The organism is Dethiobacter alkaliphilus AHT 1, assembly GCF_000174415.1.
In the GTDB taxonomy this organism is placed as follows: Bacteria; Bacillota; Dethiobacteria; order Dethiobacterales; family Dethiobacteraceae; genus Dethiobacter; species Dethiobacter alkaliphilus.
The window spans coordinates 91,922-118,287 of sequence record NZ_ACJM01000004.1 but is presented as its reverse complement, the minus strand read 5'-3'; the positions used below and the strand labels follow the sequence as shown (position 1 = coordinate 118,287).

31 protein-coding genes and 1 tRNA gene are annotated in these 26,366 nt (G+C 47.2%); all 32 read left to right on the top strand.

What is annotated here, in order from left to right; translation table 11 throughout:
* Nucleotide 1: 1 nt before the first annotated feature.
* Nucleotides 2–1,831: a penicillin-binding protein 2 gene (gene mrdA / locus DEALDRAFT_RS05010; RefSeq protein WP_008515475.1), complete on the top strand. Its 1,830-nt coding sequence runs from the start codon at nt 2–4 to the stop codon at nt 1,829–1,831.
* Between the two features lie 190 nt (nt 1,832–2,021).
* Nucleotides 2,022–2,687, top strand: a complete 666-nt coding sequence (gene minC, locus DEALDRAFT_RS05005) for a septum site-determining protein MinC (protein WP_008515474.1) — start codon at nt 2,022–2,024, stop codon at nt 2,685–2,687.
* Nucleotides 2,688–2,721: 34 nt separating this feature from the next.
* The gene (gene minD, locus DEALDRAFT_RS05000) at nt 2,722–3,522 is read left to right on the top strand and encodes a septum site-determining protein MinD (protein ID WP_008515472.1); all 801 of its coding nucleotides are present in this window, start codon (nt 2,722–2,724) and stop codon (nt 3,520–3,522) included.
* Between the two features lie 12 nt (nt 3,523–3,534).
* Complete coding sequence (minE, locus tag DEALDRAFT_RS04995; protein ID WP_008515470.1) at nt 3,535–3,801, top strand: cell division topological specificity factor MinE; 267 nt, start codon at nt 3,535–3,537, stop codon at nt 3,799–3,801.
* A 203-nt stretch (nt 3,802–4,004) separates the two neighbouring features.
* Entirely contained in the window at nt 4,005–5,117 is a 1,113-nt protein-coding gene (gene rodA / locus DEALDRAFT_RS04990; protein ID WP_008515468.1) for a rod shape-determining protein RodA, read from the top strand.
* A 348-nt stretch (nt 5,118–5,465) separates the two neighbouring features.
* On the top strand, nt 5,466–6,263 hold the full coding sequence (locus tag DEALDRAFT_RS15885; RefSeq protein ID WP_008515465.1) for a M23 family metallopeptidase: 798 nt from the start codon (nt 5,466–5,468) through the stop codon (nt 6,261–6,263).
* Nucleotides 6,264–6,278: 15 nt separating this feature from the next.
* Nucleotides 6,279–7,163 carry a site-2 protease family protein gene (locus DEALDRAFT_RS04980; RefSeq protein WP_008515464.1) on the top strand — a complete coding sequence of 295 codons (885 nt, stop codon included), beginning with the start codon at nt 6,279–6,281 and terminating at the stop codon, nt 7,161–7,163.
* A 188-nt stretch (nt 7,164–7,351) separates the two neighbouring features.
* Nucleotides 7,352–9,211, top strand: a complete 1,860-nt coding sequence (locus DEALDRAFT_RS04975; protein WP_008515462.1) for a TIGR03960 family B12-binding radical SAM protein — start codon at nt 7,352–7,354, stop codon at nt 9,209–9,211.
* Nucleotides 9,195–9,902, top strand: a complete 708-nt coding sequence (locus DEALDRAFT_RS04970) for a TIGR03936 family radical SAM-associated protein (protein WP_008515460.1) — start codon at nt 9,195–9,197, stop codon at nt 9,900–9,902. Before DEALDRAFT_RS04975 ends, DEALDRAFT_RS04970 begins: the two co-directional genes overlap by 17 nt.
* Nucleotides 9,874–11,547 (top strand): Rne/Rng family ribonuclease, encoded by a 1,674-nt coding sequence (locus DEALDRAFT_RS04965; RefSeq protein ID WP_008515458.1) that lies wholly within the window; start codon nt 9,874–9,876, stop codon nt 11,545–11,547. Before DEALDRAFT_RS04970 ends, DEALDRAFT_RS04965 begins: the two co-directional genes overlap by 29 nt.
* Before the next feature lie 140 nt (nt 11,548–11,687).
* Nucleotides 11,688–11,999 (top strand): 50S ribosomal protein L21, encoded by a 312-nt coding sequence (gene rplU / locus DEALDRAFT_RS04960; protein WP_008515455.1) that lies wholly within the window; start codon nt 11,688–11,690, stop codon nt 11,997–11,999.
* A 2-nt stretch (nt 12,000–12,001) separates the two neighbouring features.
* Entirely contained in the window at nt 12,002–12,325 is a 324-nt protein-coding gene (locus tag DEALDRAFT_RS04955; protein WP_008515453.1) for a ribosomal-processing cysteine protease Prp, read from the top strand.
* 26 nt (nt 12,326–12,351) lie between these two features.
* The gene (gene rpmA / locus DEALDRAFT_RS04950) at nt 12,352–12,633 is read left to right on the top strand and encodes a 50S ribosomal protein L27 (RefSeq protein WP_040378514.1); all 282 of its coding nucleotides are present in this window, start codon (nt 12,352–12,354) and stop codon (nt 12,631–12,633) included.
* Between the two features lie 142 nt (nt 12,634–12,775).
* Nucleotides 12,776–13,312 carry a Spo0B domain-containing protein gene (locus DEALDRAFT_RS04945; protein WP_008515449.1) on the top strand — a complete coding sequence of 179 codons (537 nt, stop codon included), beginning with the start codon at nt 12,776–12,778 and terminating at the stop codon, nt 13,310–13,312.
* A 29-nt stretch (nt 13,313–13,341) separates the two neighbouring features.
* Nucleotides 13,342–14,625 (top strand): GTPase ObgE, encoded by a 1,284-nt coding sequence (gene obgE, locus DEALDRAFT_RS04940; protein ID WP_008515447.1) that lies wholly within the window; start codon nt 13,342–13,344, stop codon nt 14,623–14,625.
* A gap of 16 nt (nt 14,626–14,641) precedes the next feature.
* Nucleotides 14,642–15,277 carry a nicotinate-nucleotide adenylyltransferase gene (gene nadD / locus DEALDRAFT_RS04935; RefSeq protein WP_008515445.1) on the top strand — a complete coding sequence of 212 codons (636 nt, stop codon included), beginning with the start codon at nt 14,642–14,644 and terminating at the stop codon, nt 15,275–15,277.
* 76 nt (nt 15,278–15,353) lie between these two features.
* On the top strand, nt 15,354–15,602 hold the full coding sequence (locus DEALDRAFT_RS04930; RefSeq protein ID WP_008515443.1) for an RNA recognition motif domain-containing protein: 249 nt from the start codon (nt 15,354–15,356) through the stop codon (nt 15,600–15,602).
* 131 nt (nt 15,603–15,733) lie between these two features.
* A complete protein-coding gene (yqeK, locus tag DEALDRAFT_RS04925; protein WP_040378479.1) occupies nt 15,734–16,303 on the top strand; it encodes a bis(5'-nucleosyl)-tetraphosphatase (symmetrical) YqeK in 570 nt (189 codons plus the stop codon).
* Nucleotides 16,304–16,306: 3 nt separating this feature from the next.
* Complete coding sequence (locus DEALDRAFT_RS04920) at nt 16,307–17,464, top strand: LCP family protein (RefSeq protein ID WP_008515440.1); 1,158 nt, start codon at nt 16,307–16,309, stop codon at nt 17,462–17,464.
* A 15-nt stretch (nt 17,465–17,479) separates the two neighbouring features.
* Complete coding sequence (gene rsfS, locus DEALDRAFT_RS04915; RefSeq protein WP_008515438.1) at nt 17,480–17,857, top strand: ribosome silencing factor; 378 nt, start codon at nt 17,480–17,482, stop codon at nt 17,855–17,857.
* 185 nt (nt 17,858–18,042) lie between these two features.
* Nucleotides 18,043–19,053, top strand: a complete 1,011-nt coding sequence (locus tag DEALDRAFT_RS04910) for a hypothetical protein (protein WP_008515436.1) — start codon at nt 18,043–18,045, stop codon at nt 19,051–19,053.
* Nucleotides 19,054–19,143: 90 nt separating this feature from the next.
* Nucleotides 19,144–19,219, top strand: a tRNA-Ala gene (locus DEALDRAFT_RS04905).
* Between the two features lie 278 nt (nt 19,220–19,497).
* Nucleotides 19,498–20,082 carry a hypothetical protein gene (locus DEALDRAFT_RS15880; protein WP_008515434.1) on the top strand — a complete coding sequence of 195 codons (585 nt, stop codon included), beginning with the start codon at nt 19,498–19,500 and terminating at the stop codon, nt 20,080–20,082.
* 337 nt (nt 20,083–20,419) lie between these two features.
* A complete protein-coding gene (locus DEALDRAFT_RS17535) occupies nt 20,420–20,590 on the top strand; it encodes a helix-turn-helix domain-containing protein (RefSeq protein WP_008515432.1) in 171 nt (56 codons plus the stop codon).
* A gap of 16 nt (nt 20,591–20,606) precedes the next feature.
* Nucleotides 20,607–20,858, top strand: coding sequence for a hypothetical protein (locus tag DEALDRAFT_RS04890; protein WP_008515430.1), 252 nt, complete (start codon nt 20,607–20,609; stop codon nt 20,856–20,858).
* A 79-nt stretch (nt 20,859–20,937) separates the two neighbouring features.
* On the top strand, nt 20,938–21,144 hold the full coding sequence (locus DEALDRAFT_RS04885; RefSeq protein ID WP_008515428.1) for a hypothetical protein: 207 nt from the start codon (nt 20,938–20,940) through the stop codon (nt 21,142–21,144).
* A 3-nt stretch (nt 21,145–21,147) separates the two neighbouring features.
* Nucleotides 21,148–21,453, top strand: coding sequence for a hypothetical protein (locus tag DEALDRAFT_RS04880; RefSeq protein ID WP_008515427.1), 306 nt, complete (start codon nt 21,148–21,150; stop codon nt 21,451–21,453).
* Between the two features lie 19 nt (nt 21,454–21,472).
* Nucleotides 21,473–22,180, top strand: a complete 708-nt coding sequence (locus DEALDRAFT_RS04875; protein WP_008515425.1) for a rolling circle replication-associated protein — start codon at nt 21,473–21,475, stop codon at nt 22,178–22,180.
* 203 nt (nt 22,181–22,383) lie between these two features.
* A complete protein-coding gene (locus DEALDRAFT_RS04870; protein WP_008515423.1) occupies nt 22,384–22,620 on the top strand; it encodes a hypothetical protein in 237 nt (78 codons plus the stop codon).
* Nucleotides 22,621–22,643: 23 nt separating this feature from the next.
* The gene (locus DEALDRAFT_RS04865) at nt 22,644–22,826 is read left to right on the top strand and encodes a helix-turn-helix domain-containing protein (RefSeq protein ID WP_008515421.1); all 183 of its coding nucleotides are present in this window, start codon (nt 22,644–22,646) and stop codon (nt 22,824–22,826) included.
* A gap of 156 nt (nt 22,827–22,982) precedes the next feature.
* A complete protein-coding gene (locus tag DEALDRAFT_RS04860) occupies nt 22,983–24,188 on the top strand; it encodes a tyrosine-type recombinase/integrase (protein WP_083798653.1) in 1,206 nt (401 codons plus the stop codon).
* A gap of 695 nt (nt 24,189–24,883) precedes the next feature.
* Nucleotides 24,884–26,305: a group II intron reverse transcriptase/maturase gene (ltrA, locus tag DEALDRAFT_RS04850; protein WP_008515418.1), complete on the top strand. Its 1,422-nt coding sequence runs from the start codon at nt 24,884–24,886 to the stop codon at nt 26,303–26,305.
* The last annotated feature ends 61 nt before the right edge of the window (nt 26,306–26,366 follow it).

Below are 26,366 nucleotides of genomic sequence, written 5' to 3'. Positions count from 1 at the left end.
TATGAACAAATCATTATTACGTCGGTTACGGGTCTTTAGTGCGGTAGTGCTCCTGATAGTACTGGTGCTTTCCGCCCGTCTGGCGTGGCTGCAAATATATCAATATGAGCACTATGTGGAACGGGCGGAAAATAACCGTGAGCGCCAACTTCCAATCAGCGCCCCCCGTGGCGAGATTTTTGATGCCAACGGAGAACTGCTGGCCGCCAACCGGGCCGGCTTTGCCGTGTCTATTTTAGATATTAATCTGCGGGAAGCGGACTTTGTCATTGAATATTTAAGCGAACTGCTGGACATGTCAGAGGAAGATATTCGCGATAAAATTTATAATGAGCGCTTCCGCAGTTTCGCTCCTATCCGGTTGGCCAACAATGTTTCCCCCGAAGTGGTGGCCAAAATCGAGGAAAGGCGCATGGATTTGCCCGGAGTAATTATCGAAACCCAGCCGGTCAGGGAATATGTTCATAATAGCTTGGCGGCACATGTTTTAGGCTATGTTGGTCCCATCTCTCAGGATCAGATTCGGGCAGCCCAAGCCCAAGGTATTATGTATCGTGGGACCGATGATATCGGACGGGGCGGCGTGGAAGCCACCTGGGAGCAGTATCTGCGGGGTGAAGAAGGTAAACTGTTGGTGGAAACCAACCGCTACGGCCGCCGCACCCGTGTATTGGAGCAGGAAGAGCCGGTGCCCGGGGACAGCATTTATCTTACATTAGATTCCCGACTGCAGGACATAACGGAGCGGGCCCTTGATGATGTGATTTCCGGCCTCATTGAGGACGGACATGATCAGGCAGGTAAGGGTTCTGTGGTAATCTTGGATCCCAATAGTGGTGCCATCTTGGCCATGGCCAGTTACCCGGATTATAACATTAACACTTTCAGAGCAGACAAAGAAGAGTTTGACGCTTTGAATAAGGACCCTAACGAACCTCTGTATAATAAAGCAATAATGGGTGGGTACCCTGTGGGTTCCACTTTTAAAATGCTCCCGGGAATAGCTGCACTTGAGGAAGGCTTAATTAATGAGCGCTCTACAGTGACCTGCAGAGGTTCGGCCACATATTTTGGCAGTGCCACCCGCCGTTGCTGGAGTGTCCACGGGACTTTAAGTATCGTGCCGGCCATTGCCAAGTCGTGTAACATTTTTTTCTATGAAATGGGGTATCGTCTCGGTACCGACAGACTGACAGACTACGCCGAAGATTTCGGCTTTGGTAGTTCTACCGGTCTTACCGACCTGCGTGGTGAAATATCCGGCCTGATAAACAGCCGTAAATATCGATCCAACTATCAACCAGGTGATCTCCTGGGCTCTGCCATCGGCCAGGGCCATATCATTACACCATTACAGTTGGCAAATTATACGGCTATGATGGCCAACAGCGGCATCCACTACCGTCCTTATCTTGTACAGCAGGCTGTAAGCCATGGAGGAGAAGTTACATTCACCGCAGAACCGGAGGTGCTAAATCATTTAGATTACGATGAGAGCACCTGGGATATTAACCGGCGCGGCATGGAAGCGGTGACAGTGGCCGGTGGTACAGCACCCAGCATGGCCCGACTGCCGGTAAAAGTTGCCGGTAAAACGGGGACTGCCCAGACTGATCCGGATAGAGATTTATACGCCCACAGTGTTTTTGTGGGTTATGCCCCGGCGGACAACCCGGAAATTGCTTTTGCAGTTCTTGTGGAGTATGCCGTAGACACGCGAAGATGGCGGTCGTCAGCCGCCGTCCCCATCGTTAGTCAAATCATTGAGGAATATTATACTCCCGAACCCGACCCGGAAGAGCTGCAAGAAGTTGAAGAAGATACCGAATAGAAAGCAACACCGGGGACCGTCCCCGGTGTTGCATAGTACTAAATGCGGCAGATATAATTTGCCATACGCTCTTCTGGTGGAGCGTTTTCCTTTTTATAGAGGAATTGTCGTTATTTTAACATGCAGGCAGGAATTTGCCGCTGCCTGACGAAATATTTCTGGAAGTGTGTAAAGACATGCGGAGGATGGTATGAACAAATACAGTGTGGAATTCAAGGGCACAAAGGATGGCGTTACCATTTATTGCCTGGAAAGTGCCGGCTTTGATGAGATTCTTTCCGACCTCACCGAACGCCTGAAGCAGCGAGCAGCTTTTTTTGCTGAGGCAGAGGTTCGTGTGGATATTGGTAATCGTATTTTAACAGAACACGAAAAAGAGCAGTTAGCACAGGTCATTGCAGAAAACAGCAAACTACAGCTTACAGGGATTCAAACCACGGCACAGCGGCCACCTACCGTATCGTCTGCTAAACGACGCGGTGAGACCGAAGATATAAAAATGGAAGGTTTTAAGGAAGGCCGCTCTCTTGTGATTAAGCGCACACTGCGTTCCGGCCAGGGAGTACATTTCCCCGGTAATGTTACCGTGCTGGGTGATGTGAATCCCGGAGCGGAAATTGTGGCTGAAGGAGATATTTATGTGTTCGGCACATTGCGGGGGATAGCCCATGCCGGGGCAGGAGGCGACAGGTCCGCCTCAGTTGTGGCATTGCGTTTGGCCCCTACTCAGCTGCGTATTGCCGACATTATCTCCCGGGCGCCCGATGACTCCGCTTTGCCTGATCAACCGGAATATGCATACATCAGTGATAACCGGATTATGATTGCTGCAATATCCATAAAACTGGGTTCTTAGTTCTTAAGGTAGTTAGAAAAGGGGTTGAAGAAATATGGGTGAAGTTATAGTTATTACCTCAGGAAAAGGTGGCGTAGGCAAGACCACCACAACCGCCAACCTTGGAGTGGGTTTGGCCCTGTCGGGTAAAAAAGTGGTTCTTTTGGATGCAGATATTGGCCTGCGGAACCTGGATGTGGTGATGGGACTGGAAAACCGCATTGTTTATGATCTGGTGGATGTGGTGGAAGGCCGCTGTCGCTCAAAACAGGCCTTAATCCGTGACAAACGTTATGATACGCTGTTTCTTCTACCCGCTGCCCAGACCCGGGATAAAAATGCCGTATCAGAAGAACAGATGAAGAGCCTGTGTGATGAGTTAAAGGAAGAGTATGATTATATCCTGGTGGATTGCCCGGCGGGAATTGAGCAGGGATTTCGCAATGCCATAGCAGGGGCTGACCGTGGTTTGATTGTGACCACGCCGGAAGTATCTGCGGTGAGAGATGCGGATCGGATTATCGGCCTATTGGAGGCCGCAGAATTACGGGATCCAAAGCTGATAATAAACCGACTTCGGCCAGATATGGTCCAGCGCGGCGATATGATGGACATTAATGATATTCTGGAAATATTGGCCATCGACCTGATTGGTGTGGTTCCCGATGATGAGAAAATCATTGTATCCACCAATAAAGGAGAGCCGGTTGTGGCCAACGAGAACTCATCATTGTCCGGCCAGGCTTACAGAAACATAGTCCGCAGGGTAATGGGTGAGGAAGTGGAGTTTCTGGAGTTGTATAAAAATCGTTCATTCTTCAGCAGGCTGAAGAAAATAATGGGCCTCGGCGGCTAGGAGGAAATAGGTATGAACCTTAAAGCATTTCTTAACGCCCTGACCGGAAAGCAGGAGAGTAAAGATATCGCCAAAGAGCGTTTGCGTCTGGTGCTTGTTCATGACCGCGCCACCGTTTCCCCTGAGTTTCTTGATAAAATCAAGGAAGAAATGATTTCGGTGATTTCTAAGTATTTGGAAATTGATGAGACTAAAACAGAAATTAATATGCACAAAAGCGACGGCACAGCGGTACTGGAAGCGAACCTGGCAGTTAAAGCAATTCGCAGAAACGCATAAGTTGGCTACAGTTGCCGCTTTACGCTTTAGACAACTTGCCGTATAATAAGTGCTAGGGGTATTCTCCCCGGCACTTTATTTTTTACTGGGAAATTACATGTTTGCTAAGTAACCAGTATTGAAAACGCGCGCCTGAGGGAATAAAAATAAGCGCGCCTTTCTTATTTGGTTTAAAATCACTTACTTTTACGGGAGTGGAAAATTTGTTTGACCGCCGGTTGTTTCGGAGTTTTGATTTTTTATTGTTATTAACGGTGATTGCCATTCTGCTGATGAGTCTGGTTGTCATTAGCAGTGTTACCATGCATGATCTGTCCGGTGATCCGTTTTTTGTCCAGCGACAGGCCATGATGTTTGGTGTGGGGTTTATAATTCTCCTGGTGATAGTAAGTATTGATTATACCATCTTCTATCGCTTTACTCCTTATTTATATGGAATTAACTTGCTAATGCTTTTGGCTGTTCTTTTTCTAGGTAGCTCAGCGGGAGGGGCCCAACGCTGGATTGAACTGGGATTTTTTCGACTGCAGCCCTCCGAGTTTGCCAAGTTTATTATCATTATATCTCTGGCCCGGCATATGACAGCCCGGGAAGGAGATTTTGAAAGTTTATTCAGCCCCATTCCGTTTTTTGTCCATGTGGCTATCCCTATGGGCCTGATTTTTATGCAACCGGATTTAGGCACCTCACTGGTATTTATCGTCATTGTGTTTGGCATGTTATTTATGGCCGGTGCCAAGCTCAGACACTTGGCTTTTTATGCCATAGCCGGGGCAGCTGTAGGTTTGCCGTTGCTGTATACCCGCCTGCAGGAATATCAGCGGATGCGGCTGTTTATTTTCCTTAACCCCGATTCCGATCCCCTGCACTATGGTTACCAGCTAATCCAATCCATGATTGCGGTAGGCTCCGGAGGAGTCTGGGGAAAAGGCCTGTTTGCCGACGGTACACAGATTCAGCTGGACTTTTTGCCGGAACAGCACACCGACTTTATCTTCTCGGCGTTGGCTGAGCAGCTGGGGTTTGTCGGTGCCATTGTCCTATTATTGCTCTACCTGATTCTGATTTTCCGTATTCTGCGCATTGGTGCCAACGCCAAAGATACCTTTGGCATGTTAATCTGTTTTGGTGTGGCATCCATGCTGGTGTTTCAAGTATTGGTTAACATCGGCATGTCCATTGGCATGATGCCTGTTACCGGCCTGCCGCTTCCCTTCATGTCATATGGCGGCAGTTCGCTGCTGATGAACATGATGGCCATCGGCCTTGTCCTAAACATCGGCATGCGCCGCCACCGCCTCATGTTTGGTAACTAACCCCTCATTTGTGGACAGAGGGACAGGTTTATTTGTCCACTTTTTCACCCTGTAGCACAGGTTAAACTGTCTCACTTTTTTTAAATATTGTCTACGAAAGAACCCTTTCGCGCGCTGCGGGGGTTCTTTTCTTTGCTATTCCGAAAATACCCAGGTTGAGTTGTCCCTATGCGTCGAAAGGCTGAGAGGTAGTTGACCTGCCTGTCCCCGCAGAGGGTCCCCTTGTCACGGTTTTGTGGACAAATGAACCTGTCCCTCTGTCCACGTTGTAATATTTTTAGCATATATTTCCGGGGGGTTAAATATAATTGGATAAGGCTAAGGACAAACCTTCCGGGGGGTGGTTGGATGAAGAAGAAAAGGAAATCACGGGGTTCGCTCCGGGAACGGTTACAGGAGAGGGCCCAGCGTCGCAGCGATGATTTTTATGTGGAGCCGGACCCGGAATGTCGTCAAATTCGTTGGGAAAACCTGCCACAGACGCTGCTTAAACCCATGCGTGAGCATATGTATCAAAAGACGGTGGCGGCCATTTTGGTTGTCATCAGCCTTGGCCTGTTTAGCCTGATAAACCTGCCGGTGACCAACCGTTTAGTAGATGGAGTTCACTATCTTACTCAACATCAGTTAAGTCCCTCTGAAATAATCGATGCGGCAAAACCGGTGGTGCAGACAGTGCAGGAATTTAACTGGCGCAGGGACGGTGAGCTGCCGCCGCTTACGGAAAACGGAAACGGAGAAGCTCCGGCACAGCCTGTGGAAGACGTGATGGCCGCACCTGTAAACGGTGTTCTGGCCAGCCCCTATGGAACTCGTATTGATGCAGATGGTCAAACGGAAATGCACTACGGGATAGATGTGCTGGCCGAAGCGGGTGACCCGGTATATGCTGCACTCTCCGGCAGGGTCTCCGTTGTCAAGGAGCATGCGGCGTATGGGCAAACAATCTATTTGGAGCATGACAATAATATAGTGACCATTTATGGCCGCGTTACCAATTCTTTGGTTGCTGCCGGTGAAACGGTCACTCAGGGTCAGGTCATTGCAGCAGTGGCTGAGGGAGAAGGGGAAAGTCATCTGCACTTTGAAGTATGGCGTGACCAACAGCCGGTGGATCCCGAGCAATTTTTCCAAGATGCGCAATAAAAGGAGAGGCAGCGTTTGAAACTTCTCAAACTGGGCGGCATAACGTTCCGTTTCCACTGGGTCTTTTTACTGTTGTTATTTCTTCTGGCCTTTTATGGTTATCTGGGAGAAACGCTTATTTTATTCTCGTTGGTATTGGCGCATGAAACGGTGCATATGCTGATTGCCAGGGCCCATGGCCTTGAAGTAGGGGATGTAGAGCTTTTCCCTTTTGGCGGTGTAGCTCGCATTGAAGATGTTTTGGAGCTGGACCCGCAGGTGGAAAGCAATGTGGCTCTGGCCGGTCCGCTGTTTAACTTTGTGCTAGTGGCAATCTCCATGGTATTGTATGCCAACCTTCCCGGCTGGCAGCAAAATGAAATGTTTCTCTTTTTTATTCGCTGCAATCTGGTGCTGGGTTTTTTTAATCTGTTGCCGGCACTGCCGCTGGATGGCGGCCGTATTTTGCGTGCCCGCCTATGCGGATCCCTGGGGTTTCAACAGGCCACGGAACTGGCTATTCGCATCAGTCAGATTATGGCCTCGCTGCTTTTGCTTCTGGGTTTCTACCTGTTTTATACCGGCCATTTTCACCTGACTCTGTTTGTGGCCGCTTTTTTTCTTTACTTTGCTGCGGCCAAAGAGCGAACGGTGGCCATGTATTCTTTTATTCGCAGCCTGGGCCGTAAGAAAAAAATATTGTATGAGCAGGGCGTGATGCCGCTAACCACACTGATGGCACTGGACGAAGCTCCCCTAAAAGACGTTTTGCGCCGCTTTGCCATGAAGAAATATCATCGCATTGTGGTGGTAAACAAAGATGGGCGGGTGCTGGGTGAAGTTATGGAAAGCGATGTGGTGGATACCATTGTAAATAAAGGAATATTTGCCTCCGTTACCACGGCCCTGCGAAAAAAATAGCAGGGTCTTTCTTTGTGCCGGAAATTATAACACTTCGCAGTTTGCGAAGCTGCTAAGGAAACCGAATAAGCGTGCCTTTCTTATTTGAGCGTTTTAAAATAAAAGGAATTGGGAAAATGAAAAACGAAGTAATGTAAACACTCAATCTGTGGTAAAATATACAAAAAGGTTGTTTTTGTGGAGGCTACATGAAAGACTACAAAGAATATTTTTGGCAAAACATCCTGCCGCATGTTCAGAAACCCACACGCTATCTGGGTAATGAAGTTAATGCGGTGGTCAAGGATCACAAGGAATGCAGTATGAAAATGGTTTTGGCTTTTCCGGACATGTACGAAATCGGCATGTCGCATTTAGGTCTGAAAATCCTTTACCATATCATTAACCAAAATGAGCAGTGGCTGGCAGAGCGGGTCTTTATGCCGGATACAGATTTGGAAGATAGATTACGTCAGGAGTCGTTTCCTCTGTGCTCCCTGGAGACGGTGACGCCCCTTTCTTCTTTTGACCTGGTTGGCTTTACACTGCAGTATGAACTGTCCTACGCCACCATCTTACACATGCTGGAGCTGGGCGGAATTCCAAAGCTGGCCGCAGCGCGGACAGACGCTGATCCGCTGGTTGCCGGCGGTGGCCCCGGGGCTTTTAATCCCGAACCACTTGCTGATTTTTTTGATTTCTTTGTCATTGGTGATGCAGAAGAGGCACTACCTCAGGTCCTGCTCGCCCTGGAGGAAAAAATCCTGTCCCGTCAGGACAAGCTAAAACGAATATCAGAAATTCAGGGAGTCTATGTCCCCGCCTTTTATCAGGCAGAGTATGGCGAGGATGGATCTTACAGCGGGACACATCCTGCGGTAGATAATTTGCCCGGGCAGGTACAGCGGGCGGTAATCAGTGACCTAAACGCCGCACCGTACCCCACAGATTTTATTGTCCCTTACGGTGGTATAGTACATGACCGCCTTGTTTTGGAGTTATTTCGTGGTTGTACCCGGGGCTGTCGATTTTGCCAGGCCGGAATTATCTATCGCCCGGTCCGGGAACGGACGCCGTCCAAACTGCGGGAGTTGGCGGGGGAAATGGTGCGCTCCACAGGATACGACGAACTGGCCCTAAGTTCCTTGAGCAGTGGTGATTACAGCGCCATAGAGCAGTTGGTGACCGAGTTGGGCCAGGAGCTGGCCCAAGAAGGAGTCTCCCTGTCTTTGCCATCACTGAGGCTGGATTCCTTTTCCGGCGAGTTGGCTGAGCAGGTACAGCGCGTCCGTAAAAGTGGACTTACCTTTGCCCCGGAAGCCGGGACACAGCGTCTGCGTGATGTTATCAATAAAAATATCAGCGAGGAAGATTTATTAAATGCTGTTACCGATGCTTTTCAGTCCGGCTGGACCGGAGTGAAGTTATATTTTATGATCGGCCTGCCCACTGAAACCGATGAAGATTTGCTGGGCATTGCTGATCTGGCCCAAAAGGTTGTGCAGGCCTATCGGCAGGCGGGTAAAAAAGGCAAACCGCGGGTCACTGTTTCTGCTTCTGTGTTTGTGCCCAAAGCACATACCCCGTTTCAATGGGAAGGACAGATTTCCCGCCAGGAGATGCTCAGGCGTCAGGATCTTTTACGCAATGCCCTGCGGGGCAAGGGAGTGCAGTTTCAGTGGCATGGTGCGGAAACCAGCCTGGTAGAGGCTGCATTGGCCCGCGGCGGCCGGGATCTGGTACCCGTTATTGACCGGGCAGCTGAACTGGGCAGTAAACTGGACGGCTGGGACGAACACTTTTCTTTTGCACGCTGGGAAAGTGCCTTTGCCGACAATGGACTTGATTTGGCCACATATGCTGCAAAAAGCTATGCTTTGGAGGAGCCACTTCCCTGGGATCATATTGATTCCGGTGTAACCAAAAAGTTTCTCAAAAGAGAACTGGAACGTGCCCTGGCAGGAGAGGTCACTAAAGATTGTCGGGAAAACTGCCTTGGTTGTGGTATGACTCTTTTAATGGACAGCGAAGAAAGTAAAGGAGCCTGTAACCATGCGTTTATGGATTAAATTTGCCAAGGAAAGCCCTTTACGTTTTCTTTCGCACCTGGATTTAATGCGTGCCTGGCAAAGAGCCATTCGGCGCGCCCGTTTGCCGGTGGCTTACAGTGCCGGTTTTAACCCCCATCCCAAAATGTCTTTTGCTTCTGCGTTGGCTGTGGGAATTACCAGTGAAGCAGAATATCTTGATATTCAGTTTACGGAACCACTTACCCGGGAACAATTAACTGCTCTGCAGCAAGCGCTGCCCCAGGGCATGCCCATGACCAGCTGGCGTGAGGTTCAGGATAACACCCCCGCTTTAATGGCACTGATTCGGGCAGCAGAGTGGCTTGTTCCTCTGACCCGTGATGTACTGCCAGAGCTGCAGAAAAGAATAGAGCAAGTTTTACAGGCTACGGAGCTTACTGTGACCCGGGAAGGGAAAAAGGGAGTAAAAACTGTGGATATCAGGCCCATGATCTATGGCCTCCACGTAGATGAAAAAGAACGTCTGGTGATGCTTTTGGCCTCCGGCGGCGAAGGAGGCGTCCGGCCCCGTGAGGTGCTGGGGCTTTTGGATGTTCCTGAAGCTGAACAACATTTGCATCGAACCGAGCTGCTGGTGGGTGTAAAGCAATGCCTGCAGTCCCCCATGCATGTGCTGCTCAATGAAAAAGAGGTGTCCGTCAATGCAGAAGAAAATTGTTATCAACTGTGATAATAAGCAGACCCGCGTTGCCGTACTGGAAGAAGACAAACCGGTGGAGATTTATCTGGAGCGCCCGGTGCATCAACGGGTTGTGGGTAACATTTATAAAGGTGTGGTGGCCAACGTGCTGCCGGGAATGCAGGCCGCTTTTGTAGATATCGGTCTGGAGCGTAATGCTTTTCTTTATGTGGATGATGCGCTGCTACCGGAAGAGAGCAACAACTCCCGCGGCAAAAAGAAAATCGAAGAGCTGCTGCGTCCCGGGGAAGAAGTGATGGTGCAGGTGGTTAAAGAGCCCTTTGGCAGCAAGGGAGCCCGGCTTACCCGCCAGATTACCATCCCCGGCCGTCATTTGGTACTAATGCCCAGTGCGGAGTATACCGGGGTTTCCCGGCGGATAGAAGACCCGGATGAACGGGAACGGTTGCGCCAGATTATTGCCGAGATACGCCCTGAAGGACATGGACTGATTGTGCGTACTGTGGCGGAAGGTTTGGATGATGATGCGTTTCGGCAAGATTTGCAGTTTTTGTTGCCCCTGTGGGACCGCATCCAAAACCGGTTCCGGCAAAAGCAGGCGCCCAGCCTCATCTATCAGGATCTGGATCTGATTTACCGCATGATCCGTGACCTGTTTACTGAACAGATTGAACAGCTGGTGGTGGATACTCGCTATGAGTATGAGAAGATACAGGAAGCATTGGATGTTGTGGACTCATCCCTGGTTAACCGGGTGTATTATTATTCCGGTGACGAGCCGGTTTTTGATGTATATGGCATAGAAGCAGAAATAGAAAGGGCTCTGTCCCGCACGGTCTGGCTTGATTGCGGCGGCTACCTGGTGTTTGACCATACCGAAGCCCTGACCGTAATTGATGTAAATACAGGAAAGTATATCGGGAAAACCAACCTGGCCGACACCGTTTTTAAAACAAACCTGGAGGCCGCCACTGAAATTATCCGACAAGTCAGGCTGCGGGATATCGGCGGTATCATTATTATCGATTTTATTGATATGGATAATGAAGAACATCGTCGCCTGGTATTGGAGAAGTTGACGGAAAAAGCCAAGGAGGACAGGACAAAGTCTCATATTCTGGGACTCACAGGCCTGGGCCTGGTGGAAATGACACGCAAGAAGGCACGTCAGGGCCTGGATGCGGTCCTGCAGCAGACCTGTCCCTATTGCCATGGCCGCGGCAAAGTTCTGACCGCAGACGTGGTAAGTGCCCGCACCGAGCGCCAGTTGAAATCCTATCTTAACGGATTGGATTCAGAAGCGGTGCTGGTGGAAATGAATCAGAGCGTAGCCGGGCTGCTTATCGGTCCCGGCGGCTCGTACTTAAGGAAGCTGGAAGAAGAAACGGGCAAAACCATCTTTATCCGCGGCAGTGAGACAATGCATGTGGAGAAACACCATGTGTTGGCTACCGGCTCCCTCAGTGAAGTACAGGAACTGGCTTACCCGGTGACGGTGGGAGAGCGTTATCAGGTTAAAGTGGAAGAACCCCATGCCAACAACCCTTATGACGGCATTGCCCGCATCAGCGGCTTTGTCATTGATGTGCAGGCCGGAGGAGCGTATGTGGGAGAAACGGTTACTGTGGAAATTATGGAAGTGGCCAAAACATTTGCCCGTGCCAAAGTAGTTTAACCTACAGGCGCGTTCATTGACAATCTGCCGTCCTTATGCTAAAATACTTAAGCGACCATCGTAACCGCTCGGACAGAGGTTAAAAAACCCACTGCGGGTACCTTTGCCGGTGAGTCTTGATAGGAAGGTGAAAAAATTTCATGTACGCAATTATTGAAACAGGTGGAAAGCAGTACCGTGTCGAAGAAGGTTCCGTTCTCGACGTGGAGCTCCTGGCTGCCGAAGTAGGAACTGATGTAGGGTTTGACCGTGTACTGGCGGTCAAAAAAGATGACAAGTTTGAAGTGGGTAAGCCGTTTGTACAGGGCGCCTTGGTTCATGGTAAAGTCCTGGAGCATGGCAAAGCCAAAAAGATTGTTGTCTTTAAGTACAAGGCCAAGAAAAACTATCGTCGTAAGCAAGGCCATCGCCAGCCGCACACCCGTGTTCTTATTGAAAAAATCGAGGTGTAAACGTGATACACGTTCGCGTTAAGCGCGCGGGCGGCATGATCTCCCGGGTAACTGTCAGCGGACATGCAGGCAGTGCGCCAAAAGGGGAGGATCTTATTTGCTCGGCCGTGTCTGCACTGGTACAGACGTTTTATTTCAGTCTGCAGCGTTTACTCCAGTTGGATGTAAATGCAGATGTTAGGGACGGATACCTTGCGGTATCGATTCCTGCGGAAATTCAGGCAGAGACAGAAGCAAAAGTAGCACTACTGGCAAACAGTATGTTGGTGGGACTTGAAGAAATTGACCGGAGTTATCCCGGTTTTCTGAAAGTAAGCGAAGAATAACAGTAGGAGGTGACTCTGTCATGATGATGAACCTGCAATTATTTGCACATAAAAAAGGTGTGGGTAGCTCCCGAAATGGTCGCGACAGCAACCCCAAATATTTAGGTGTTAAACGTGCCGATGGTCAGGAAGTATCGGCAGGAAGCATTCTCGTACGTCAGCGCGGAACAAAGATTCATCCCGGCTCAAATGTTGGCCGCGGTAAAGATGATACCCTGTTTGCTCTGGTGGACGGTGTTGTTTCCTTCGAACGGAAGGGCCGCGATAAAAAGCAAGTTAGCGTATATGTAAACGGCGAAGCCGTTTAATGATTCACACAAATACCGGAGAGAAATCTCCGGTTATTTTTTTTATGCCAAATAAAATCATGAGATTTTACTGGTAAGAAAGGGTTTGACTGGCAGGTTAGCGAATGTAGACACGTTAAATGAAGTTACGAGGAGTTTGGTTATGGATAATACAAAAGAGGCTACAGAAAAATTAATAAGCCTGTACCGCCACGATTTCTTAAATATTTTACAAGTGGTGGGCGGTATGGCACAATTGAATAAAACGGACAAGCTTATGATATACATACGCAAAGCCAGCGAAGAAGTGCAACAGTTCGGACGATTTATAGGTTGTGGAGACCCCCGACTGGCTCTGATGATTTATGAAACATTATTAGAAAACGTAGCCGGAAATTATGTCCTGCAGATAACTGGTACGCTGGCAGTTTTGCCGGATAACGTGCTGCCAGCACTTGAGCAAACCCTTCAACCGGTGCGCGCTTTGCTGGAGGAGTTAGGTGAATGCACTCTTTCCGTTGCTATTCATGGATCAGACAGTAAGCTCCAAATTTATATTATCAATGATGCAAATACGGAGGTCGACTGGCAACCTGTGTTGGAGCAGGCGCAGTTGCATGGACTGCAGGCAGAGGTTCTTGCCAAAAAGAACGAACTTGTGCTTTGTCTGGATAAGCTAGGCCCGGCAAGTGAAAAATAACGCTGACGAAACCATAGGAGTGGTTACCATTGTTTGTAGATCGGACAAAAATTTATGTTAAAGGCGGCGACGGGGGCAACGGGATTGTTGCTTTTCGCCGTGAAAAGTATGTACCTCTGGGTGGTCCCGACGGCGGTGACGGCGGGCGCGGAGGCGATGTCATCCTTAAAGTAGATCAGGGTTTACGTACATTGCTCGATTTTCGCTATCAACAACATATACGTGCCGACCGTGGTGATCATGGTAAAGGCAGCAGTAAGCATGGAAAAGGTGCGAGTGACACAGTGGTTAAAGTCCCTCCGGGAACACAGGTCCGTGATGCGGAGACGGAAGCGCTTTTGGCAGACCTGACAGAAGAAGGAGAGACTTTTGTGGTGGCCAAAGGCGGCCGTGGCGGTCGGGGAAATAGCCGTTTTGCCAGCTCAGCCGACAAAGCACCCAAGTATGCCGAAAAGGGTGAACCAGGTGAAGAGCGCTGGGTCTGGCTGGAGTTGAAAGTCATTGCCGATGTGGGCCTGGTGGGATTTCCCAACGCAGGGAAGTCCACCTTCCTTTCCAGGGTTTCTGCTGCACGCCCCAAAGTGGCCGATTACCCTTTTACAACTTTGGCTCCCAATTTGGGTGTGGTTGATGTGGAAGGAGCCGACCCCTTTGTTATTGCCGATATTCCAGGATTAATCACCGGTGCTCACCAGGGCGTAGGCCTGGGCCATGATTTTCTTCGTCACGTGGAGCGTACCCGCCTGCTGGTACATATTGTGGATGCTGCCGGGGTGGACGGCCGGGATCCAGTGGATGATTACCACCAGATAAACGATGAATTAAGGCTTTATGACGAACGCCTGTCCCGTCTGACGCAGGTGGTGGCAGCCAATAAGACCGACTTGCCCCAGGCAGAAGACGGTTTAAACCGGCTGCGCCGGGAACTGGGGGAAGATAACGTTTTCCCCATATCCGCTGCTACCGGAGCAGGGGTCCGGGAGCTTCTGTACCGGGTATCGGCCCTGTTGGCCGAATTGCCCCAAGAGAGCCAAATGACAGAAGATGTTGCCGTATTTACACCCGGCCCTGATGAAGAGGAAACGGTTCGCATAGAAAGAGAAAATGATACATTTACCTTACACGGCCCGCGGCTGGAAAAGCTGGTGGCCATGACCGACTTTGATAACGAAGACGCGGTAAAGCGGTTTCAGCGTCTATTCCGCCTTTGGGGCCATGAAGATGCACTAAAAGATGCGGGAGCCAAAAACGGCGATACAGTTAGAATACGTGATGTTGAATTTACTTTTTGGCAGGAACAGGACGATGAGTAGAGCGGGGTGAGGAGCAATGACGATACAGAAAAACCCGGGTAAACTTTCCGTGGGCATCATGGGAGGCACTTTTGACCCCATCCATATGGCCCATTTGGTTACTGCCGAAGAGGTCCGGATTCAGTTTGATCTGGACAGGGTGGTTTTTGTGCCCAGCGGTAATCCGCCGCATAAAGAAGCGCGTAATGTAAGCGATCAGGAACACCGGTACCTGATGACGGAATTGGCCACCATCTCCAATCCGTATTTTTCGGTCTCCAGAGTAGAAATTGACCGACCCGACGAAGAGCTGACATATACCATTGATACCATTCGCTATTTTCACCGACACTTTGAAGGGAAGGCAAATATCTATTTCATTACCGGAGCTGATGCCATCCTGGAGATTCTCACCTGGAAGGATTATCGCGAGCTTTTATCCATTTGTTCTTTTATTGCGGTTACGCGCCCCGGCTACTGCTTAAGCAAGCTGGAAGAAACTATAGGTGCGGCTTGTCCGGAAGCGCTATGCAATATCGATATCTTAGAAATCCCCGCAGTGGCCATTTCTTCCACTCTAATCCGCAGCCGCGTAGCAGAGGGCAAACCTATAAAATATCTGGCTCCGGAAGCGGTAACCCAATACATTATTAAGCACGGATTATATCGTTGATTCCTTCCTCCAAGGTATAAAACTGGTACTTCTTCAGATACTAACCTTAGGATCTGAAAGTGAGGTGAGGGCCGACGTGCCGAAAACAATTTATGTAGGAAATATTCCATGGTCTACTACTGAAGACCAATTGCGTGAGTATTTCAGCGAACATGGCCAGGTGCTCAATGCCAGAATCATCACCGAGCGGGCCACAGGCCGCTCCAAGGGATATGGCTTTGTTGAAGTGCCGGAAGAAGACGCAGAAAAGATGATTGAAATGAACGGAACAGAACTGGAGGGTAGAAAGTTAGTCGTTAATGAGGCTAAACCACGACCCGAATAGGCAACGTCAGTTGCCTTTTTTTTTTTAGGAACAATGCGCCTTTGTTGTTGTGTAAGCTTGCTTCAATAGCAAGCTTTTTGCATTTGCAGGAAAAGGTTGCCTGTTTGTCGAAAGTTACCAAGGGTGATGACATGTCAAACAAACGTGTGCAGCAGCAAATAAAAAAGTCACTGTCTCCGGAATTATACCAACATTCAGTTGGTGTGGCGGAGATGGCGGTCATTCTGGCAAAACAATTGGGCTATGACGAAAAAAAAGCCTATCTTGCCGGCTTGCTCCATGATTGCGCGCGCGACTGGACTGAAAGGGATCTGCTGCGTTATGCGGAAAAAAACGGCATTGAAGCAGACAAGTTCTCACAGAAATATCCTGTTTTATTGCATGCCGCAGTGGGAGCAGCCTATGTGCAAGATTGGGGAGTCGATGATAATGAGATTCTTGCCGCCATCCGTAATCATACTTTAGGCTATCCAGGGATGTCGCTCCTTGAGCAGATTACCTATGTAGCCGATAAAATTGAACAGGGACGAACTTATCCCGGCGTGGAAGAGTTGCGCCGCACTGTACATGCTGATTTTTACCAGGGTTTGTTGGCTGTTGCAGAACAAAGTATTTCCTACATCCTCCATAAAAGGCAACCACTTCATCCAGCGACCATTAGTTTCTGGAACTGGCTGGTGGGACAAAGTAAAGGGGAGTAGATCTTGTCCACAGCAACTCGTTATTATACCATTAAAACAAAACGCCGCAGACTAAAGACCGGGCGACTACTCTTTTTGTTAGCCCTGTTTGCTTTTCTTTTGGTCCTGTTATTTAGTGCCCGCTTTTTTGGCGCCTTAAATGCCATAAAGGATCAATCCGCATGGGCAGCAGAGCTGCCTCAGCCCACAGCAGGTCAGCGGGAAAATATTTTGGTTTTCTCTGTCACGGAAAGTGATGTTGAAAATGCAGTACTAACGGGTATAGTGCTGGCCGCCTCCGATTTTAACGCAAATGATTTTCGCCTGCTTAATATCCCTGAGCACACACTGGTAGAGCCGGAAGGGCAAGGCTTTATGCGTCTGTCAGAGGTATATGCAGAAGGTGGCCCCAAACAGCTGATGGAAACGATTACAAGCTTTCTGAACCTTCCTTTGCACGGATACCTGGAGATAAATGAAGCATATTTGCCAACCGCCATAGACATCATCGATGCGGAGGTAGTTTTTTCCCGCCTGCACTTGGCAAACGGCGGGGAGGTATTGGCCATGATTCATGATGACAATCTGACCGGAGCTGAAAGGTTAGAGAGCCGCCGTCAGGTATTGTCGCTAATTTCAGCCCATATCATGGAAGGCGGCGCCTTCAGCCGGGTACAGCGTTTTCTGGAATTGTCGCCCTTAATTCGCACCAATCTTTCCTGGCGCAAAGTCTTATCTTCCATGGAAGAGCTCAGAGACATTTCTTTTCAGCAAGCTGCGCAATTAACTGTACTTCCCGGCCAAAAACAGGTAAATACCGACGGACAATATTGGCTGGCCGACAGCCAATCTGTTCCCGAGCTGGTTGACTGGGTAAGCAGTGAACAGTCCGGTATTCCCAGAAGCCAAATTGCCGTTGAGGTATTAAACGGCAGTGGAATACAGGGGCAGGCCAACAAGTTGGCACAAACGCTGGAAGCAGAAGGATTCACCATCGTACATATCGGTAATGCTGACCACTCAGATTATGAAGACACTCAGGTAATCAGCCGTATCGAGAATATGGATGCGGCGCGGGAAGTGGCCATTCTTATACGAAATGCACAAATGCTTAAAGATGAACTCCCTGACAGCGATGTTCATGTAACAGTGATAATTGGGAAAAACTATAGCAGTGAATAAATAAGGAGGGATCCTGTGCCTCAGGACGTAGAAAAGCTGGTTAACCTGGTGGAAGAAGCAGCGGAAGAAAAAAAAGCCAATGATATTACCATTTTGGATGTGGGCAAGGTCTCTGTGGTTGCCGACTACTTTGTCATCGCTTCCGGCGGTTCCCGCACCCAGGTCTATGCCATTGCCGATAACATAATGGAGAAAATGAAAGAAGCCGGCTATGATCTGTTACACAGGGAAGGATATAATGAAGGGGTCTGGGTTCTTCTCGATTACGGCGACATTGTGGTTCACATTTTCCAGCCGGAAGAGAGATCCTTTTATAACCTGGAACGCCTCTGGAGCCATGCTCCCAGGGCAGGAAACAATTCCCCGGATAATAATGTTGATAACGAGCTCTAGTTCCTTGCAGTCCTCTTTCGGTTTCCTCAGCGCGCGCTTTTCAGAGACCACGGAGTTTTTCCTCCGTGGTTCTTTTGTTGTGGAGACGGTTTTCTTAATGTCAGGTAGGAGTTGAGAACTGTTTGGAGAATAATGTAAATCAAGGAGCTATTCTCTGACCATTAGCTCCTTATGGAGGGATTACTTTGTCTAAAAAAAAGATATTTGCCCTGATATGTTTGTTCATCTTTACAGCCTGGGGCATTGTTTCTCTTTATTATTACAATAAGCATCTTGTGACCATTAAAGAATACAAGATGGGGGAGAGAATAGAAGTTTCAGAAGGAACTGTAATAATTAACAGTATAGAAATCCATGATTTTGAACGCCAGTACTTAGGCTCTGATAGGATTGATTGGTTTTATAACTCATTTTTGCCGAAAGTACCTGTGAGCCTGCAACGTTCTGCAGTGAGAGTAATGGCTTTTTATAGTGAACCTTACAATTCTGATTTAGGCGTAAATGACACAGAAGGAAGAATGATGTATGTTTATGGTATTTATATACCTAACGACGGAAAAGGTTTATTGGATGATGATATGGAACTTGCTGTCAGCGCTAATGTTATAACAGAGAACGGAAGAAATCTTACCCTTAGCTCAGGAGGATATCTGAATCAGAATACCAATTATATATTATTTCACTCGGGGGGTCGGTTCTTTTTAAATGAGTATTCTCTAACAAGTGATGATAGCCTAATCATAAGAGTGGAGGATAAATTGAGTGAAGAAAACCATGAAATAGTCACTGAACCTGTATGGGAAACAAAAAAATACAACTTCTTCAGCCGTCCTCCAGCAGAGTATAGCTTTTCTCCGGGAACTGCTTTCCGCTATATAGGAGATATTATCCGCCAAGAAGACGTAAACGCAGTAGACGGATTAATACACCCTCAGATAAATGACTTTCCCTGGGAGCACCTGGAGCACTACGAGAGCTCAGGAAAACATGGGGGGATAACATCAAAAGGGACTACACAATATATAGACAGTTATTTAGGGTTTGCTGATGTATTTTCAACCAGAATTACGTTTAGTGGTTCTGACGATGAAAATGCCGATACCGTTTTTGAACAACATATTTATGTGGTTAATTATGATGGCGAATGGAAGATAATTGACGTCAGTCCCCCTACAACAACCAACCTCCCAGAGTAGGAAACAATTGCCCGGATAATAATGTTGACAATGAACTCTAAACTCGGTATAATATAACTTGTCACTGCATAAGACACATGCAAGACATGTGGGGGTGTAGCTCAGTTGGGAGAGCGCTTGAATGGCATTCAAGAGGCCTGCGGTTCGATTCCGCACATCTCCACCATAAGAAAACACAGTAACTACAGGCATTTATAGCCTGTGGTTACTTTTATTTTATGGTATAATATGGGTATTAGTTGCAGTATTGACTACTCATTGACTACCTATGCAGGGAAATATGGCACATAATAAAGTAATTTTAATGGAAATAGAATAGCAGGAAACTGGTCAAAATTCGGAAAGGGTGGAGTATATGAGCTTGCCGGGGATGCCCTTGTCAGTTAGATAAAAAGGATAATGATGTCAAATGTAGAATATCATAACATAAAGGAGGGATGTCAAATGTTAAAAAAATTACCGGGATTTAGGAGCGGCACGCCGTGGAAGATGGCCGTAGGTGGATTCTTCTATGCCCTACTGCTGATGGTGATTGTGATTGCAGTCATCGACCCTTCAAGCGAAGAAGCCGCCAGTGAACCGCCGCAGGCACAGGAGCCGCAAAGGGAATTAACACAGGAAGAGGCAATAGAAGCCGTGTTCCATGCAGTAGTGGGCGAGAAGTCGAACCATAGTAACGAGGACTTGAAAGAGCGAGTACAGAAGGTAACGTACAACGAGGGCATAGGTTTTGTGCATATCGAGGCCATCGCCAACGATAACCTGACACAGAATGCAATCCGGGGAGGCATGTTGCTGGATGCAAAGAAGCTGTATTCTGTTATCTTCGACGAACTGTCGGAGGTAGATACGGTTGACTTAACCTGGTATTTTCCGCTTGTAGATCAGAGGGGGAATGAATCACTGGATAAGGTGATGACTTTTACCTATACAAGAGAGAATGCGGCGACGGTGAATTGGGATAATGTTCTGACAGATAATGTGGGCAAGGTGGCAGATTCGTTTTGGCAGCATCCGGCAGTAGAGTGAGTGTCCGAGAGGGGCACTTTTCTTTTTTGGGGTGTGGCACAGACCCTTTCTTTTGGAATGTTAAGGAATCTTAATAATAAAAAAGCTTGTACTTTTGGGTGGTTGAGTGGCTATATCAATATAGGAGGAAAATATTTAAATAAAACTAATGATAAAGGGTTACCTAAAGCCTCCCTGCTCCCACAGATGGCAAAAGGTAACTCTCCTCTAACCAACGGGGGGCGGAAATTCCTCCTTACCCCCCTACGGTTAGATATAAAAGAGAATTGACCCGATGAGGGTCTTTTTTTATTTACTGATATAGGCTTATTAAGAACATACGAAAGGAGCGGGAATAATGGAACATTACACCGTGGACAATGTTGCTAAAATGCTTTCACTACACCCGGCAAGCGTTAGGCGGTTAGTACGGCAGGGAAAGTTAAACTCAGTCAGAATTGGCAACAAAATGTATTTCACTATTGATGATATTCTGGAATATGTGAGAAGAAACACCGAAAATAAATAATTACGGGGGCGATATTATGCGGAAAGATTTAGAGTATTTACGGAAAAGGTTTACTGAACATGGGGAACAAATCAAGCAACAGGAGCAGGAGCAGAGACACGCAAAGCAACAGGAAAAAGATTCGATCCAATTACAATTAGCACAAAAACTATACCAGAAAATGCAATATGCAGGAATTAGCCCGGAGAAGAAACAGGAACTAAAAGAACGTGCTGAACAGATGGAAAAGGAATACATTGAAAAATACGGTACAGATACAGACGAATAATAACCGAATATGACTACTTAAAGACGGGAGAAACCTTTATAAAACAAGGCTTCTCCCCTTTTTAGGCGGGGGTGATGTTATGGCAAGACGATTAAATACAAATAGGGATGTCAGGCGATACCTTGCGAGTATTGCCGGGAAAGTAGAAGCCGGGGAAATGGACACCAAAACTGCGGACACATTGACCCGAATCCTAAACGCTATCCTTATTTCAATTAAGCAGGAAATGAGCGAACGGGAATTAGAAGCCGTGGAGGAATACGGCAGACAACTAAAGGGGGCTTAAATAATGGGAATAAAACAACTTCGGGAACTGTCCCGTAAAATGGCTGAGGAAGCAATACTTAAAAATTGCCGGGATGAGAAACCCTCCCCGGAAATGCGGGAACTAATGAAACAGTATTCTTCCCTAATTAGGGAACAATGCGAACTTGACCGGGCAGAGGGTACAGTCATTAGAGAGGTTGAGGGCTGCCCGGAGTATGCAGGGCTTACAGAGGAACAGGAAGCCCGGGAAAAGCAAATAGAAATCGAAATGCGGGAAGTATGTCGGGCTATGCAGGACTTGCAGGAGCAGGGCAGGGCTACCGTATAGGGAAAGGATTGAGGGAATTATGGCAAATAAGCGGAGAACTACAGCCTATTGGCTGACCCTATCTTACAAGATAGAGCCAACGGGAGACATTAAGAAGCAGACAAAAGCACACCTTAAAGCGTTAATGGCTTCACTACGGAAGCAGGGGCGGGCTAATCAGTGGGCATACAAAATTATTTGCTGTCCCTCTATCACTGACCCACGGACTAAGAGAGTAAAAAGGCTTCACATTCATTTACTGATTGAAGGAAATCCCGGGGCTACTATTGCCCAGTATATAGAAAAGTATTGGAGCGGGAAAACGGTACAGAGAAACGGCAAGGGCTATGGGCTTGCGAACTACGGCAAATGCAATCAAAGCACAGCCGGGTATATTAGCTACATGCAGGAACAGGCTATCTACACATGGGAACAGACAGAGGGCGAACTTCCACAGGAGCGGGAAACCTTTGAGAGCCAAGCCCCTGCAATCATTAGGGAAGCGGGCAAACTATCAGAAGTATATCGTTCATTAACAGATACTAACCAACTAACTGTAGAAACAATGGAGAAAATTGAACAACTGATTGAAAAAGTTAAAGAGCCAGAGCCACAGAAGCCCCTGAGAGGGCTTTTTTCTATTCCACAGGAGCAAGACCCTTCACCAATCATAAATAGCCCAGTATGGGCAAATATGGTTGTCTGGAATGATTTTGACCGTGGAAGCCCCCTCTCTCTCAGGCTATGACCCATATACTTAATATTACTATGTAATATACCTATATTTAATTATTTAGTTTGTTAGTAATTAGTATATAGGTATTTATTTGAGGGAACTTTTCTTCCGGTCATGTGGGATAAATTTCCATAAAAATAAATGAAAAGGTACTTTATAAAACCCTGCATCACGTTGTATATAATTTTAGAACGTAATGACAGGGGGTGCAGAAGATGAAAGAAAAGGAGGATGAGGCAAGTAAATGGCTTAGGGAAAATGACTGGTATTTCACAGATAAAAGCAGAGTGAAAAACAGAAAAATCGAATATCCGTATTTGACTGAATCAATGTATGACGAACGCAACAAGAAGGAAAAAGCATTTAGTCAACTCTCTAAGGGAGAGGCTATTGAAGCAAAATCAAAAAATGTTGATGCTGAGTATTTAGATTTTCTGAAAGATGATGAATAGTTAACGAAAGGAGAATTTAAACAATGATAAGGGAAAAACTGACAATTAGTGTAGAAGAAGCGGGGCAAATATTAGGAATAGGGCGGTCTTTAGCTTACAAGTTAGCGAAAGAGAGAGCCTTCCCGGTATTACCTTTAGGCAGGAAGCTGGTAGTACCAACAGAGGAGTTTTATCAGTGGATTCGGGAGAAATCAAAAACAGCATAAAAGAGCGGGGGAGGCCAAAAACCTTCCTTCTTTTTTCGGAATAATAAGTAGTCAATAGGTAGTCAGGGGGTAAAACAGGCCTATAAATAAAAGGTTTACAATTATTCCCTTGATTATTTGTCAAGAGATTGACGGCAAAAAGGGTACTATGGTACAATGAAGCCGAAGGCAAAACTATACAAAACAGGAGGAAAGAGGAACATGGCGAGAAGGTCAAAGGGCGAAGGCTCAATATATCAGAGGTCAGACGGTAGATGGCAGGGCAGGGTAGTTATCGGTAAAGATGAGCAGGGCAAAACAAAATATCAATTCTTTTATGGCAAGACCAAAGCGGAAGTAACGAAAGCAGTTAAGGAAGCAGTTGGTAAGGTAGAAAAAGGAATTGATATTAACGCTGGTAAGACCACGTTTACAGAATGGTTTGAAATATGGTTAGCCAGTAAGAAAAACAATATCAAGCCTTCAACCTATGACACCTATGAAACCTTTTGGCGGGTACACATTAAGTCTGCTTTAGGACACATGAAGTTAGATAAGATTCAGCCTCATCACGTTCAGAAGTTGTTAGATGAGAAGCAGGGCGGGGAGCTATCTCCCAGAAGCGTAAGGTATATACATACCACCATAAACACAGCCTTGAAATCTGCACTCAAGCAGAGAATAATTAGCTTCAATCCTGCGGATGCTGAACTTTTAGAACTGCCAAAGAATACCAAAATCAAAGAGGTTAAGCCATTAACTCAGGATGATGTAAAGGCATTCATTGCAACAGCCAAAGAAGATAAATTCTCAGTAGCCTATATACTCTCATTAGCGTTAGGAATGCGGAAGGGTGAGGTATTAGGGTTACAATGGGAGAATATCGACTTTGAGCAGAAAACACTCACAATTAAAAACAACTTGACGAGGGTAAAGGGTAAGGGTCTTGTCCTGACTACTCCCAAAACAGCCTCATCAAATAGGGTTGTACTGCTTCCCGAAAAGATATTAACTCTCCTGTCAGAACATGGGAGGAAGCAAGCAGTAGAGCGGGAAATTGCGAAAGCAAGCGGGAAGTATAGCGAGGCAGAAGGGTTTGATAACATGGTATTCACCTATGAAGAAGGGAAGCCAGTCTGCCCCCGGTACTTTGAAAGAAAGTTTAAGAAGGTACTTGAAAAGGCAGGGCTAAGTCAGGCAGGGTTACACAGCCTCAGGCATTCATACGGTACATTACAAAATGAAGCCGGGGTAAATATGAAGGCGATTCAAGCCACGTTAGGACATTCAAAAGCAAGTTTTACAATGTCGGTATATACACAAAACACAACAGAATTACAGAGGGAAGCTACTCAGGCAGTAGATAAATGGTTACCCTTATAAACGTAACAATGACAGGAGTTTATGACCCCTGTCATTATTCTTTAGTTGACTATTTTTGACTACTTTTAGACTACCTATATTAAAAAATACCCGGCAAAACAGTGTAACATGAGTGAGTATAGGACAAGGGAAAACACCGATAAAATAAGGGTTGTGGGTGAATGCGAGAATACAGGAAAATATGAAAAAGTGACATTTTTCTGAATGGCATTCAAGAGGCCTGCGGTTCGATTCCGCACATCTCCACCATAATGAATGTAGAAACCACGGTACTTTAAAAGTACCGTGGTTTTTTGGTGCGCCCGGCATGGGCGCAGTCTCACGGACGAAAGTTCCGAACACGCCCGGTAGCGGGAAGTGTATAGCTAATGCCAAGCGCGTCCACCGTGAGGTGGAGTGTGAAGGAAGGCGGCGGCAAATCTCCGGCCTGACGAACAGAAATCGTATCAGGCGCAAATTGAGGATAAGGCTGCCAAACGAGTCGAAGTCCAATAGCTACACGGAATCAATTTGTGTAAATGCGGCAGGTAGATGGAGAGAAAGACTGCGTTCTTACCCGGGGAGGCCTCACGGACGATGGCGGCGTATCTGCTAAAATCGGTTGAAATAAGATTTGTCGTGAGGAGTCAGATGAAACCGTAGTAGCAGTACATCGACAGTACTGTGAAGGGTGGAACCTTTGGAGGTGATAGTCAATGAATGTTACCAGGAATCAGAATAATAGCAGAAAACACTGTAAAAACAGTGGCTGGCCGCAAAGGGATAGTGCGGAACACGAAGAGTATGCGGGAGCGCTTACTGGTCCCGGGATAACTGAAAACAACATCACCAACGCCAACAGACCCGAAGGTGGAATGCTGGAGGAAATCCTCACCCCAAACAATCTAAACCAAGCTTACAAGCGGGTTAAGAAGAACAAGGGGGCAGGCGGAGTCGATGGGATGAGCGTGGAAGAACTTCTGCAATATCTCAAAGCCAACGGGGAGGAAATCCGGCAGACCATTAAGGACGGGAAACACCGTCCGCAACCCGTATTGCGGGTAGAGATACCCAAAGACGACGGGAAAAAGAGAAAATTGGGAATACCAACAGCCGTAGACCGAGTCATACAGCAGGCAATAGCACAGGTTCTAACGCCGATCTATGAACCACAATTCTCAAACAGTAGTTACGGTTTCCGACCAAAAAGAAGCACGCATGACGCTATCAAAGCGTGTCAGGAGAATATCCGTGATGGATACAAGTACGTGGTAGACATGGACTTGGAAAAATTCTTTGACACAGTAAATCAAAGCAAATTGATAGAACTTTTGTCTCGGAGCATTAAGGACGGAAGAGTAATCTCCCTTATCCATAAATATCTTCGAGCAGGAGTCATCACACGCGCTGGCAGATTTGAGGAAACGGAACTGGGAGTACCGCAGGGGGGACCACTGAGTCCTCTTTGCGGAAACATCCTTCTTAACGAACTGGATTGGGAACTTGAACGAAGAGGGCATAGGTTTGTTCGCTATGCGGACGACATGCTTATCTTCTGTAAGAGTAAAAGAGCGGCAGAAAGAACACTGGAAAATCTAACTCCATTCATAGAGAGGAAACTATTTCTTAAAGTGAATAGGGAGAAGACAAAAGTAGCTTATGTAGGCAAAGTTAAATTCTTAGGTTATGCGTTCTACATTAACAAAAACAGAGAAGCGAGCTTGCGAGTACACCCCAAAAGCGTAGCAAAAATGAAAGCAAAGATACGCCAAATAACATCAAGAAGCAACGGAATGGGGTACGAGCAGAGAAAGTTAAAACTCAAGCAGTTCATAACTGGCTGGGTTAATTACTTTAAACTTGCGGACATGTTGAACCTGTTGAAGAGAACAGACCAATGGTTGCGGAGACGTATCCGAATGGTCATCTGGAAACAGTGGAAAAAGGTAAGAACGAAGTACGCAATGCTCAAGAAATTGGGCATTGTGGACTGGGTGGCGTGGGAAGGCGCAAACATAAGAAAGGGCTACTGGCGTTGTGCCCGTAACCCAATCATTGCCAAAGCCATCTCTGCCGAGAGACTTAAGAAGGTTGGATATCTAAATTTTCTCGACTACTACGAGTCTGTTCGAGCGTAAACTTGGGAGGAGCCGTATACCGAACGGTACGTACGGTTCTGTGGGAGGTCGGCTACCCAAT